Source organism: Kitasatospora sp. NPDC093550 (genome assembly GCF_044764985.1).
In the GTDB taxonomy this organism is placed as follows: domain Bacteria; phylum Actinomycetota; class Actinomycetes; order Streptomycetales; family Streptomycetaceae; genus Kitasatospora.
The window spans coordinates 38,329-50,818 of record NZ_JBIWJF010000014.1 but is presented as its reverse complement, the minus strand read 5'-3'; the positions used below and the strand labels follow the sequence as shown (position 1 = coordinate 50,818).

10 protein-coding genes and 1 other RNA gene are annotated in these 12,490 nt (G+C 70.7%); 2 read left to right on the top strand and 9 right to left on the bottom strand.

The genetic code is table 11. From position 1 onward, the window contains the following. The first annotated feature begins 284 nt into the window (after positions 1-284). Complete coding sequence (gene murA / locus ACIRD3_RS22730) at positions 285-1,625, top strand: UDP-N-acetylglucosamine 1-carboxyvinyltransferase (RefSeq protein ID WP_402219519.1); 1,341 nt, start codon at positions 285-287, stop codon at positions 1,623-1,625. Positions 1,626-1,701: 76 nt separating this feature from the next. On the opposite strand, the gene ACIRD3_RS22725 is transcribed toward murA, so the two are convergent. The 8 genes from ACIRD3_RS22725 to ftsE form a co-directional block, all read right to left on the bottom strand. Beyond that, positions 1,702-1,983, bottom strand: coding sequence for an HU family DNA-binding protein (locus ACIRD3_RS22725; protein WP_030059737.1), 282 nt, complete (start codon positions 1,981-1,983; stop codon positions 1,702-1,704). Positions 1,984-2,490: 507 nt separating this feature from the next. Next, a complete protein-coding gene (locus ACIRD3_RS22720; RefSeq protein WP_402219517.1) occupies positions 2,491-3,963 on the bottom strand; it encodes an NAD-dependent malic enzyme in 1,473 nt (490 codons plus the stop codon). Between the two features lie 359 nt (positions 3,964-4,322). Continuing rightward, positions 4,323-6,626: a HelD family protein gene (locus ACIRD3_RS22715; RefSeq protein ID WP_402219514.1), complete on the bottom strand. Its 2,304-nt coding sequence runs from the start codon at positions 6,624-6,626 to the stop codon at positions 4,323-4,325. A 151-nt stretch (positions 6,627-6,777) separates the two neighbouring features. Next, positions 6,778-7,159: a transfer-messenger RNA gene (ssrA, locus tag ACIRD3_RS22710) on the bottom strand. Positions 7,160-7,244: 85 nt separating this feature from the next. Beyond that, a complete protein-coding gene (gene smpB, locus ACIRD3_RS22705; protein ID WP_350544683.1) occupies positions 7,245-7,721 on the bottom strand; it encodes an SsrA-binding protein SmpB in 477 nt (158 codons plus the stop codon). A gap of 44 nt (positions 7,722-7,765) precedes the next feature. Continuing rightward, positions 7,766-8,905, bottom strand: coding sequence for a S41 family peptidase (locus ACIRD3_RS22700; protein ID WP_402219511.1), 1,140 nt, complete (start codon positions 8,903-8,905; stop codon positions 7,766-7,768). 111 nt (positions 8,906-9,016) lie between these two features. Continuing rightward, positions 9,017-9,928, bottom strand: a complete 912-nt coding sequence (ftsX, locus tag ACIRD3_RS22695) for a permease-like cell division protein FtsX (RefSeq protein ID WP_402219508.1) — start codon at positions 9,926-9,928, stop codon at positions 9,017-9,019. 77 nt (positions 9,929-10,005) lie between these two features. Next, complete coding sequence (gene ftsE / locus ACIRD3_RS22690; protein WP_030059730.1) at positions 10,006-10,695, bottom strand: cell division ATP-binding protein FtsE; 690 nt, start codon at positions 10,693-10,695, stop codon at positions 10,006-10,008. A 349-nt stretch (positions 10,696-11,044) separates the two neighbouring features. On the opposite strand from ftsE, the gene ACIRD3_RS22685 reads away from it, so the two are divergent. After that, positions 11,045-11,239 (top strand): hypothetical protein, encoded by a 195-nt coding sequence (locus tag ACIRD3_RS22685; RefSeq protein ID WP_329929192.1) that lies wholly within the window; start codon positions 11,045-11,047, stop codon positions 11,237-11,239. A 125-nt stretch (positions 11,240-11,364) separates the two neighbouring features. Here the strand turns inward: ACIRD3_RS22685 and prfB are convergent, their stop codons facing one another. Next, positions 11,365-12,477 carry a peptide chain release factor 2 gene (gene prfB / locus ACIRD3_RS22680; RefSeq protein ID WP_380415783.1) on the bottom strand — a complete coding sequence of 371 codons (1,113 nt, stop codon included), beginning with the start codon at positions 12,475-12,477 and terminating at the stop codon, positions 11,365-11,367. Positions 12,478-12,490: the final 13 nt, after the last annotated feature.

The following is a 12,490-nucleotide window of genomic DNA, read 5'->3' as shown; positions in this document are numbered from 1 at the left end:
AGAGGAGACCGGTCGGACAGCGCAACGCGCGAAACCCCGCCACGCCGGACGAACACCCGTACGGCGGCACCGGCGGGCCCCGTACCCCCGGAGAGAGCACCATCACGGGAGAGGCTCACGGGAACCAACGGCGCGCCCATTACCATCTACGTCTGGTGGACGCCCTTATACGGTGCCGACTCGGTTTCGCCGGGGGCCCGAACGCGCCCGTACGACCGGTCCACCACCGGCTCTCTCCCGGAGCCCCTCCCCACACTCCTCTGGCACCCCGGATTGCGAGAACGATGACCGACGACGTCCTGCTGGTCCATGGCGGTAACCCGCTCGAAGGCGAGATTCGCGTCCGCGGTGCGAAGAACCTGGTCCCCAAGGCCATGGTCGCCGCCCTGCTCGGCCAGGGCCCCAGCAGACTGCGCAACGTCCCGGACATCCGCGACGTCAAGGTGGTCCGCGGCCTGCTGCAGCTGCACGGCGTGACCGTGCGCACCGGTGACGAGGACGGCGAGCTGATCCTCGACCCCTCGCACGTCGAGAGCGCCAACGTGGCCGACATCGACGCCCACGCCGGCTCCTCGCGGATCCCGATCCTGTTCTGCGGTCCGCTGCTGCACCGCCTCGGCCACGCCTTCATCCCCGGCCTGGGCGGCTGCGACATCGGCGGCCGGCCGGTCGACTTCCACTTCGAGGTGCTGCGCCAGTTCGGCGCCACCATCGAGAAGCACCCGCAGGGCACCTACCTGGTGGCCCCGCAGCGCCTGCGCGGCACCAAGATCGAGCTGCCCTACCCGTCGGTCGGCGCGACCGAGCAGGTGCTGCTCACGGCCGTCCTCGCCGAGGGCGTCACCGAGCTGCGCAACGCGGCCATCGAGCCGGAGATCGTCGACCTGATCTGCGTCCTGCAGAAGATGGGCGCGATCATCACGCTGGGCACCGACCGGACCATCCTGATCACCGGTGTGGACGAGCTGAACGGCTACAACCACCGCGCGCTGCCGGACCGCCTGGAGGCCGCCTCCTGGGCCTGCGCGGCGCTCGCCACCAAGGGCGACATCTACGTCCGCGGTGCCCGCCAGCTGGAGATGATGACCTTCCTCAACACCTTCCGGAAGGTCGGCGGCGCCTTCGAGGTGGACGACGAGGGCATCCGCTTCTGGCACCCGGGCGGCGAGCTCAAGGCGATCGCCCTGGAGACCGACGTGCACCCGGGCTTCCAGACCGACTGGCAGCAGCCGCTGGTCGTCGCGCTGACCCAGGCCACCGGCCTGTCCATCGTCCACGAGACGGTGTACGAGTCGCGGCTCGGCTTCACCGGCGCGCTGAACCAGATGGGCGCGCACATCCAGCTCTACCGCGAGTGCCTGGGCGCCACCCCCTGCCGCTTCGGCGCCCGCAACTTCCTGCACTCCGCGGTGGTCTCCGGCCCGTCCAAGCTGATCGGCTCCGAGCTGGTCATCCCGGACCTGCGCGGCGGCTTCTCGTACCTGATCGCGGCGCTGGCGGCCGAGGGCACCTCCACGGTTCACGGCATCGACCTGATCAACCGCGGCTACGAGAACTTCATGGAGAAGCTGCGCGACCTGGGCGCCCACGTCGAGCTGCCCAACGAGCAGCTGGTCGACGCCTGACCGACCGGCAGCTGACACGGCGAGAGGCCGGGCTCCCCAGCGGGGAGCCCGGCCTCTCGGGCGTTCAAGGGGTGCCTCAGGCGCCCTTGGCGGCTTCCTTCAGCTTGGAGCCGGCGCTCACCTTGGCGCTGTAGCCGGCCGCGATCTGGATCGGCTCGCCGGTCTGCGGGTTGCGGGCGGTGCGGGCGGCGCGGTGGGTGCGCTCGAAGGTCAGGAAACCGGGGATGGTGACCTTCTCGTCGCCCTTGGCGACGACCTCGCCGACGATCTCGGCGAAGGCGGCCAGAACGGCGTCGGCGTCCTTGCGGGTCACCTCGGCGCGCTCGGACAGCGCGGCCACCAGCTCACTGCGGTTCATGTGTACTCCTGTGGTCTGTTCGCTTGCGGTGTGCGGGGGCCCATCGGTGCTCCCACCGGGGGGCACCCGGATAGGCCGCAGGTCCGCACACTGTGCTCATGCCGGCAATGCGTGGTCGCAGGCCGGGTCCGTACCCGATGCCGCGCGCCGGAGCCTTCGAAGGCCCGCCCGCCTGCCTGGATACGAATCCTGCCCCGACCGGCCCCGAGAAAGCCAATCGGGCCCCGGCCGAGCCACCCGAACATCGCCCGCCCGTCGGAGGTGTGACGCTCCGTCGGCTCCGGCGGACCGGGCGCGAGCGGCGGTCGGGACGACTCGCCGGAAGACCAGGGGGACGTTCCGTACTTGTCGGACACGCCTGCCCCGTGCAGGGCTACCGTACGCCCTACGACTGACAAGCCCAAACACGCCCCTCGCCCTTGTGTCGCAAGGGTTCGGGGCGGACTGGGCGGGTATGACCGCTATTCGCACATTCGAGCGATCGGCGACGCGTCCGCCGGGCGGCCGTCAGAGCTTGACGGTGGGGAAGGCGGAGGTGTCCAGGGTGCCGACGATGCCGGGGGTCGGACGGGACGGCGCGGGGGCCTCCTGAGCGCCCGCGAGGGCCGCCTCTCGCACGGCGGCGGCGACGGTCTTGGCGACGTCCTTGTGGAAGACGCTCGGGATGATGTAGTTCGCGTTCAGCTCGTCGTCGGCGACGGTGGTGGCCAGCGCCCGGGCGGCGGCGATCATCATCTCGGTGTTGACCGTCCGGCTCTGGGCGTCCAGCAGGCCGCGGAAGACGCCGGGGAAGACCAGCACGTTGTTGATCTGGTTCGGGAAGTCGCTGCGGCCGGTGGCCACCACGGCGGCGGTCTGCCGGGCGACGTTCGGGTCGACCTCCGGGTCCGGGTTGGCCAGCGCGAAGACGATCGCGTCCTCGGCCATGGTGGCCAGGTCGTCGCCGTCCAGCAGGTTCGGGGCCGAGACGCCGATGAACACGTCGGCGCCCGCCACGGCCTCCTTGAGGCTGCCGGTGCGGCCCGAACGGTTGGTGTGGTCGGCGATCCAGCGCAGGTTCTCGTTGAGGTCCCCGCGGCCCTGGTGGACCACGCCGTGGACGTCCGCCACGGTGGCGTGCTCGACGCCGGCGGCCATCAGCAGCTTCAGGATCGCGGTGCCGGCGGCGCCGGCGCCCGACATCACCACGCGGATCTCGCCGATCTCCTTGCCGACCACCTTCAGCGCGTTGGTGAGGGCGGCCAGCACCACGATCGCGGTGCCGTGCTGGTCGTCGTGGAAGACCGGGATGTCCAGGGCCTCGCGCAGCCGGGCCTCGATCTCGAAGCAGCGCGGCGCGGAGATGTCCTCCAGGTTGATCCCGGCGAAGCCCGGGGCGATCGCCTTGACGATGGCGACGATCTCGTCGGTGTCCTGGGTGTCCAGGCAGATCGGCCAGGCGTCGATGCCCGCGAAGCGCTTGAAGAGGGCCGCCTTGCCCTCCATGACCGGCAGCGCGGCCTCCGGGCCGATGTTGCCCAGGCCCAGCACGGCCGAGCCGTCGGTGACCACGGCGACGCTGTTGCGCTTGATGGTCAGGCGGCGGGCGTCCTCGGGGTTCTCGGCGATCGCCATGCAGACCCGGGCGACACCCGGGGTGTAGATCATGCTGAGGTCGTCACGGTTGCGGATCGGCAGCTTGGACGACATCTCGATCTTGCCGCCGAGGTGCATCAGGAAGGTGCGGTCCGAGACCTTGCCGATCGACACGCCGTCGATCGCCCGGAGCTTCTCGACGATCTCCTCGCCGTGCGCGACCGAGGAGGCCGCCACCGTGACGTCGATCCGCAGCGCCTCCAGGCCGGAGGCGGTGACGTCGAGACCGGTCACCGACCCGCCGGAGGACTCCACGGCCGTGGTGATCGCACTGACGGCGTTGCCCCGGGCCGGGACCTCCAGCCGTACCGTGATCGAGTTGGAGACACTGGGCACCGTCGCCATCGACGCTTCCTTCTTCCGTCTGTCCCGCAGGCTCAACATTTTGTTGAAGGCATCGCCTGCGCATGCTAGACCTCGATCGTCGCACCTTCCAAGGGGTAGCCAGAAATAACGTTCATTGAGTGTGTGGATCCGACAATCGGGTCGGCCCCGCGCCGACCTTCCGCCGCCGACTCCTTGCCTCAGCGGGCCGATGCGTTACATTGGACAGGCACCGGCCCGATCCAAGCCCCCGGGCCCAACCTTCGTCCCTTCGAGGGACCACTTGCCGCGAGGCGAGCATGGCGGGTCGGTGTACCAAACGTCTGAAGGCCCCTCACCACCCGGTGAGGGGCCTTCTTCCGTGGGTCCCGTACGGTCCGTCAGCCGTGCAGCAGCGCGGGCACGCCGGCCGCGTCCGGCAGGTCGTCCGGGCCCGACAGCACGGTCAGCCGCTGGGTCGCCCGGGTGAGCGCGACGTACAGCACCCGCAGGCCGGCCTCCGACTCGCCGGCGATGCCGGTCGGATCGGCCACCACGGTCGCGTCGTACTCCAGGCCCTTGGCCTCCAGGCTGCCCAGCACCACCACGCGCTCGCCCAGGCCCTCGGCCCACCCGGCCGCCTCGGCCCGGCGGTCCATCGGCACCACGATCGCCACGGTGCCGTCCACCTCGCCCAGCAGCCGGTCCAGCTCGGCCCTGGCGGCCCGGCCGAAGGCCTCCGGCGAGGGGTCGGTGACGGCCGCGAAGCGCGGCTCCACGCCGACGTGGCGCACCGCGCTCGGCGAGGGCGTACCCGGCGCCGCCAGGGCCAGCACCTTCGCCGCGACCTCGGCGATCTCGGCCGGGTTGCGGTAGTTCACGGTCAGCGTGAAGCGGCGGCGCGGCTTGCCCGACAGCACCTCGTCCAGCGCGGCCTGGGCCTCCTGCGGGAAGGGCCAGGAGGACTGCGCCGGGTCCCCGACGATCGTCCAGGTGGCCATCCGGGAGCGGCGGCCGATCATCCGCCACTGCATCGGGGTGAGGTCCTGCGCCTCGTCCACGATCACGTGGGCGTACTCCTTGCGCTCCACCGGCTGGCGCTCGCGCTGGCGGGTGCTGCGGTCGGCGAAGGTGGTGACCTCCTCCAGGCCGGTCAGCAGGTCCATCGCGTCCACCTCGCGGACCTTCGGCCGGGCCGGCTCGCCCAGCAGCAGCTGCAGCTCGTCGATCAGCGCGACGTCGTGCGCGGACAGCGCGCCCTCGCCCGCCGGCGACAGGTGGCGCCAGGAGGCGGCCAGCAGCCGGGCCTCGTCCGGGGTGACGGCGCGGCGGGCGATCCGGTTGGTGTGGCGGTGCTGCCTGAGCGTGCCGAGCACCTTGCGCGGGGTCAGGGCGGGCCACCAGGCGTCCAGGAAGTCCAGGAACGGCGCCTCGTCCGAGACGTACTCGTCGAAGCTCTCCTTCTCCTCCTGGCGCTGCTCCCGGGCGTAGTGGTCGGTGGGCTTCGGCAGGTCCTTGACGACCTCCTGCCACAGGGCGTCCAGCAGCAGCCTGCGGGCGCGCGGGCGCAGCAGGTTCAGCGGGGTGCCGCCGGAGCCCACCACGTTGCCGCGCACGGCCTTCAGGCGCCCCGCGTCCAGCTTCAGCACCTCGCCGCGGGCGACCACCTTGAGCTCCTGCGGCGCGCCCAGCTCCAGGGCCGCGCGGGCGGCCCGGCGCAGCAGCTGCACCATCCGGGCCGATCCCTTGACCCGGGCCGCCTCGGGGGTGTCGTAGGTCGTGGCCTCGATGCCGTCCACCAGCGAGCCGACGGCCCGGATGGCGACCTGGCCCTCCTCGCCGAGCGCGGGCAGCACGCCCTCGGTGTAGGACACCAGCAGCGGGGTCGGCGAGACCACCAGGATGCCCCCGGCGTAGCGGCGGCGGTCCTGGTAGAGCAGGTACGCGGCGCGGTGCAGGGCGACGGCGGTCTTGCCGGTGCCCGGGCCGCCGGTGACCAGGGTGGCGCCCGCGGCGGCGGCGCGGATCACCTCGTCCTGCTCCTTCTGGATCGAGGAGACGATGTCGCGCATCGAGTGGCTGCGGGCACGGCCCAGCGAGGCCATCAGCGCGCCGTCGCCGACCACGGCCAGCTCCTCGCCGTCCAGGGTCGGGGTGAGGTCGGGGCGCAGCAGGTCGTCCTCGACGCCGATCACCTTGCGGCCCTTGGAGCGGATCACCCGGCGGCGGATGACCCGGCCGGGCTCGACCGGGGTGGCGCGGTAGAACGGGGCGGCGGCGGGGGCCCGCCAGTCGATCACCAGCGGGCCGTACTCGGCGTCCAGCACGCCCAGCCGGCCGATGTGGAGGGTCTCGGCGACGGCCGGGTCGGCCGGGTCGAGCGGGGTGTTCGAGGGGATGCCGTGCTCCTCCGGGGCGTCCGCCCGCTGGAGGTCGATCCGGCCGAACAGGAAGTCCTCGAACTCGTTGTTGAGGCGCTGGAGGTGCGCGCCGGCCCGGTAGACCTGGGCGTCGCGCTCGGCGAGTGCGCCGGGGGTGCCGACGTGGACCCGCTTGGCGGCGTCCTCCAGGATGTATTCGGCCTCGGCGAGCTTCTCCTCCAACCGGTGGTAGACGGTGTCGAGGTGCTGCTGCTCACCGGCGATCTCGCGCGCGCGGACGGTCTCGTGATCGGCGGTGGGGGTGGTGTCCGTGTTGCTCTGCATGGCCTCGGTGGTTGCGGCGGAATCCGGCTCCGGAAAACGAGCGGACGGATGATCCTACGCCGCGACCCCCGGGACGCGCTGCTCCGGAACGTACAAAAATCGAAGGCCGCCCTCCGCGGAGCGGTGGGCGGCCTTCGATGTGAACATGGGGTGGTGGAGATGCCGGGAATCGAACCCGGGTCCAGTGGAGTCAATTCAGGGCTTCTCCGAGCGCAGTCCGCTGTGCTTTTCTCGGCCCTGGCGGTCACACGGACAAGCCGCCAACAGGCCCAGCTGCTGTTTGATTTCCCATCCGCCCCCGCAGCCCGGGCGGACGGTTGAGTTCCCTAGATTATGCCAGGGTCCGGGTCGGGAACTCCCCGGTCTGACACCCAAGCGCTATCGGTGCTTATTAGGCAGCGAGAGCGAACTGCTGGGAATCGCGCTTAGAGTTGGCGATTATTTTTTTGCGACACGTGGTTTACGAGATCATTGCCGCGTTCCTCGGCTCGCTTCCCCTGTTTCAACATCCCCTGTCGAAACCGATCATCCCCATGTTTTGTTGAGAAACAGCCGGACGGTGACCGTCCGTGTTGCTTGCGCCATAGTACGCGAGGCGACGGGCGAGGGTCCAGCGGATTAACGCTGGCGCCGCCGGGCGGCCGCCACGGCGCGTGCCGTCTCGCGGGTGTCCTGCTTCTCGCGGAGCGTCTGGCGCTTGTCGTACAACTTCTTGCCGACGGCGAGGGCGAGCTCCAGCTTGACCCGGCCGTCCTTGAAGTACAGCGAGAGCGGGACCAGGGTGTGGCCCGCGTCGCGGACCTTGGTCTCGATCTTGCGGATCTCCAGCTTGTGCAGCAGCAGCTTGCGCTTGCGCCGGGCCGCGTGGTTGGTCCACGTCCCCTGGGTGTACTCGGGGATGAAGACGTTGTCGATCCACGCCTCGTGGTTCTGGATGTAGGCGTAGCCGTCGACCAGGTTGGCCCGCCCCTCGCGCAGTGACTTGACCTCGGTGCCGGTGAGTACGAGGCCGCACTCGTAGGTGTCGAGGATCGTGTACTCGTGCCGCGCCTTCTTGTTCTGCGCGATCAGCTTGTGTCCCGTTTCCTTTGCCATAGCGCGGCCATTCTCGCACCCCGGGGCGCGGTCGGGCAGCTGCTTTAGGCGCGGGTGCCGAGCCCGGCCAGCACCCGCAGGGCGAGCGCGTCGGCGTCCTCGCCGGTGGCCGCCGGGACGTCGGGGGCGAGGCCGGTGCCGTCGAGGGAGCGGCCGGCCGGGGTGAAGTAGCGGCCGACGGTCATCTCCAGCACCGCGCCGTCGGCGAGCCGGCTGGGCTGCTGGACGGTGCCCTTGCCGAAGGTCCGGGTGCCCACCACCACGGCGCGGCTGCGGTCCTGCAGGGCGCCGGCGAGCAGTTCGGCGGCGCTCATCGTGCCGCCGTCCACCAGCACCACCAGCGGGGTGCGCTGGTCACCGCCGCGCGGGGCGGTCAACTCCCGGGTCTCGCCGCGCTCCTGGTACGAGCCGACCGGCCCGCCGTCGAGGAAGATCCCGGCGGTGCCGGCCGCCTCGTCGACCAACCCGCCGGAGTTGCCGCGCAGATCGAGCACCACACCGGTGTGCGGGGCGCGCAGCGCGGCGCGCACCCGGTCGGTCACGCCGCTGGTGAAGGCCCGCACGGTGATCCGCAGCACGCCCTTGTCCAGGTGCTCCGCGGCGACCTGCTGGCTGTCCAGCAGCGCGCGCCGCAGCCGCAGTTCGCGCACCTCGCCCTCGCCGCGCCGGATCTCCAGGGTGACCTCGGAGCCCGCCCTGCGCCCGTCGCCCTGGCCGCGCAGCCGGGCGACCACCTCGGTCACCGGCAGGTGGTCGGCCTGGTCCGCGTCGACCCGCAACAGCCGGTCGCCGGGGGCGATCCCGGCCGCGGCGGCCGGGCCGTCGGGCGCGACCTGGGAGACCTCGGTCACGCCGTCCTCGCCGCGGCCGACCGAGAGGCCGACGCCCAGGTAGCGGCCGTCCAGGCCCTGGCTGAACTCGGCGTACTCCTGCGCGCTGTAGTACGCGCCCCAGCGGTCGCCGTTCGCCCCGAGCAGGTGCTCGGCCTGCTGCTCGGACAGGGCGGTGCCGGCCGGGTCCGCCGGGAGCCCGCCGCCCGTGGCCCGGGCGGCGTCGGCGGAGGGGCGGGGCGGCAGGTCGCTCGGGTCGCCCCAGGCTCCGGTCGCCGCGCCGGCCAGCAGGACGGCACCGAACACCAGGCTGAGGGCGGCCACCTGACGTGCCCTGCGCGGAGTTTGCAGCATGGACCGGAGTGTAGACACCGCGCCGCGCGCGGCGGGCCGGAACGGGCGAGCGCGGAACGGCGACGGCCCCGGACGGCGCAGTGCCGTCCGGGGCCGTCGAGGCGTCCGGGATCAGACCTTGAGGTACTTGCGCAGCGTGAAGAACGCCGCGATGCCGGCCATGCCCATACCGACCACGATCAGCAGCGGTATCACCGCGAGCACCGAGCCGAGGCCGATGAAGTGGATGAACTGCACCCGGTCGGCCAGCCAGTTCTGGACGAAGAAGTGCCCGCCGATCAGCAGTCCGGAGGCCATCGCCGCACCGAGCAGCGCGGCGAACGCGGCCTCGGCGATGAACGGCATCTGGACGTAGAAGTTCGAGGCACCCACCAGGCGCATGATGCCGGTCTCGCGCCGCCTGCTGTACGCCGACACCCGGACGGTGTTGACGATCAGCAGCAGTGCCACGAAGAGCATCAGCACCATGATCACGAAGGCTGCCGTCTGGAGGCCGTTGAGCAGGCCGAAGAGGTTCTCCAGGATCTTCCGCTGGTCCTCGACCGACTTCACGCCGGGCTTTCCGGCGAAGGCGCTCTGGATCACGTCGTACTTGGTCGGGTCGTTGAGCTTGACCCGCCAGGACTGCGGCATGGCGTCCGGGCCCAGGACGGAGATGAGCGGGTTGTCCGGGTTCATCTCCTTCCAGTGCTTGTACGCCTCCGGGGAGCTCTCGTAGGTGGACGACTGGACCACCGAGGTCATCTTGTCCAGCTGGTCCTTGATGTCCTGGACCTGCTGGTCGGTGGCCGCGCCCTTGTCGCACTGGGGCGAGTTCCGGGCGTCCGCCTTGGTGCAGAAGTAGATGCTCACCTCGACCTTGTCGTACCAGTACCCCTTCATGGAGTTCACCTGGTCGCGGACCAGGAGCGAGGAACCGGCGAGGGCGAGGGAGAGCGCGACGCTGACCACGACCGCGATGGTCATGGTCAGGTTGCGTCGGAGACCCACACCGATCTCCGACAGGACGAACTGGGCACGCATGCGGGAAACAACTCCAGGGTCGGTACTGCGGGGTCGGGCGGTTCGGGCCGGCGGCCCCACGGGTCAGCGCTGGTGGGTCAGTGCTGGTACCCGTAGACGCCGCGGGCCTGGTCGCGGACGAGCAGCCCCTTGTCGAGCTCGATGACGCGCTTGCGCATCTGGTCGACGATCGCCTGGTCGTGGGTGGCCATCAGCACCGTGGTGCCGGTGCGGTTGATGCGGTCGAGCAGCTTCATGATGCCGACCGAGTTCTGCGGGTCGAGGTTGCCGGTGGGCTCGTCCGCGATCAGCAGCATCGGGCGGTTCACGAAGGCGCGGGCGATCGCCACGCGCTGCTGCTCACCACCGGACAGCTCGCCGGGCATGCGGTCCTCCTTGCCGCCGAGGCCGACCAGCTCCAGCACCTCGGGCACCACCTTGTTGATGGCGCTCTTGGGCTTGCCGATCACCTCGAGGGCGAAGGCCACGTTCTGCGCGACCGTCTTGTTGGGCAGGAGACGGAAGTCCTGGAAGACGGTGCCCAGCTGGCGGCGCATGTGCGGCACCTTCCAGTTGGACAGCTTGCCCAGGTCCTTGCCCAGGACGTGCACGGCGCCCGTGCTGGGACGCTCCTCGCGCAGGCACAGGCGCAGGAAGGTGGACTTCCCCGAGCCGGACGAGCCGACCAGGAAGACGAACTCACCCTTCTCGATCTCCAGCGAGACGTTGTCCAGGGCGGGACGGTTCTGCTTGGGATAGGTCTTGGAGACGTTGTCGAATCTGATCACGGCTGCATCACGGAGGCCATCCTAGGCGGCGCCAGTCCTCGGTCGGTCCGCCCCGGAGGCCCGGTCCGGGGGCGGGCGAAAGGAGCGCAGAGGGCCGCTCCCGGTCTGGGACCATACGCGAATCGGCAACCGGCCCGCAGGGCCGTCCCGGGACAGTCCCCGGAATCTGGTGGAGAATGTCCGCTTATGCCCTGAATATTGCGAGCCATCTCACAGCCCGGGAGCCGGAACCGCCGGAACCTGGCAGAGTGGGAGGTGGCGACCGCTTCCGGCCGCTCCCCCGTACAGGGCAAGAAATGGAACCAAAGCCCCGTCCGGTGCGTTGGCCAAGCAGCGAGGAGGAGATCGCATGACCTGCGACCATCTGGTGTGCGCCAACTGCAACGGCCGCGTCAGCGAGGGGCGTTGCCCGGTCTGCCGCGCCAACCGGGCCCGGCTGCAGGAGCAGCAGGGGCCGTTCGCGGCGCTCTCGCCCGCGATGCTGCTGGCCCTGCTGGCCGGGCTGCTCGCGGTGGCGTTGATCGCCCGGCAGGCGCTGGCCTGAGTTTTCCCGGAGCCGGGACGTACCGAAGACGTCCGTGGACGCCCGAGGACGTGCACGAGAACGCGCGAGGACGTGCGAGAGGGCCCCGACCACTGCGGTCGGGGCCCTCTCGCACGTCGTGCCGGTTACTCGGCGCTGGTCTCGCGCTGCTTGCGCCAGCGGATGCCGGCCTCGATGAAGCCGTCGATGTCGCCGTCCAGCACGGCCTGCGGGTTGCCGGCCTCGTACGCGGTGCGCACGTCCTTGACCATCTGGTACGGGTGCAGCACGTAGGAGCGCATCTGGTTGCCCCAGGAGCTGCCGCTGTCCTTGAGCGCGTCCATCGCCGCCTTCTCCTCCTGGCGGCGCCGCTCCAGCAGCTTGGCCTGGAGGACGTTCATCGCGGACGCCTTGTTCTGGATCTGCGAGCGCTCGTTCTGGCAGGAGACCACGATGCCGGTCGGGAGGTGCGTGATGCGCACCGCCGAGTCGGTGGTGTTGACGCCCTGGCCGCCGGGGCCGGAGGCGCGGTAGACGTCCACGCGCAGGTCGCCCTCGTCGATGTCGACGTGGTCGGACTGCTCGACGACCGGGAGGACCTCGACGCCGGCGAAGGAGGTCTGCCGGCGGCCCTGGTTGTCGAACGGCGAGATGCGGACCAGACGGTGGGTGCCCTGCTCGACCGAGAGGGTGCCGTAGGCGTACGGCGCCTTCACGGTGAAGGTCGCGGACTTGATGCCGGCCTCTTCGGCGTACGAGGTGTCGTACACCTCGGTGGGGTACCCGTGCCGCTCGGCCCAGCGCAGGTACATGCGCATCAGCTGCTCGGCGAAGTCGGCGGCGTCCACGCCACCGGCCTCGGCACGGATGTTGATCAGCGCCTCGCGGGCGTCGTACTCGCCGGACAGGAGGGTGCGGACCTCCAGCTCCTCGACGGCCTTCTGGAGGGAGACCAGCTCGGCCTCGGCCTCGGCGCGGGTGTCCGCGTCGTCCTCGGCCTCGGCCAGCTCGAACAGCACGCCCAGGTCGTCGATGCGGCCGCGCAGGCCCTCGACCCGGCGCAGTTCGCCCTGGAGGAAGGAGAGCCGACTGGTCACCTTCTGCGCGTTCGCGACGTCGTCCCACAGGGTGGGGGCGGCTGCCTCCTCCTCCAGGACCGCGATGTCGGCCCGGATCTTGTCCAGGTCGAGGACGGCCTCGATCGACCCCATGGTCGTATCGAGGTTCTTGAGCTCTTCGGAAGGATCGACGGCTGCCACGCCCCCAGGGTAA

Bases quoted from the DNA above. Each gene is read 5' to 3' on its own strand.
- murA (WP_402219519.1), top strand. From the start codon at position 285: ATGACCGACGACGTCCTGCTGGTCCATGGCGGTAACCCGCTCGAAGGC.
- ACIRD3_RS22685 (WP_329929192.1), top strand. From the start codon at position 11,045: ATGACCTGCGACCATCTGGTGTGCGCCAACTGCAACGGCCGCGTCAGC.
- ACIRD3_RS22715 (WP_402219514.1), bottom strand. From the start codon at position 6,626: ATGCAGAGCAACACGGACACCACCCCCACCGCCGATCACGAGACCGTC.
- ACIRD3_RS22720 (WP_402219517.1), bottom strand. From the start codon at position 3,963: ATGGCGACGGTGCCCAGTGTCTCCAACTCGATCACGGTACGGCTGGAG.
- smpB (WP_350544683.1), bottom strand. From the start codon at position 7,721: ATGGCAAAGGAAACGGGACACAAGCTGATCGCGCAGAACAAGAAGGCG.
- ftsX (WP_402219508.1), bottom strand. From the start codon at position 9,928: ATGCGTGCCCAGTTCGTCCTGTCGGAGATCGGTGTGGGTCTCCGACGC.
- ACIRD3_RS22700 (WP_402219511.1), bottom strand. From the start codon at position 8,905: ATGCTGCAAACTCCGCGCAGGGCACGTCAGGTGGCCGCCCTCAGCCTG.
- ACIRD3_RS22725 (WP_030059737.1), bottom strand. From the start codon at position 1,983: ATGAACCGCAGTGAGCTGGTGGCCGCGCTGTCCGAGCGCGCCGAGGTG.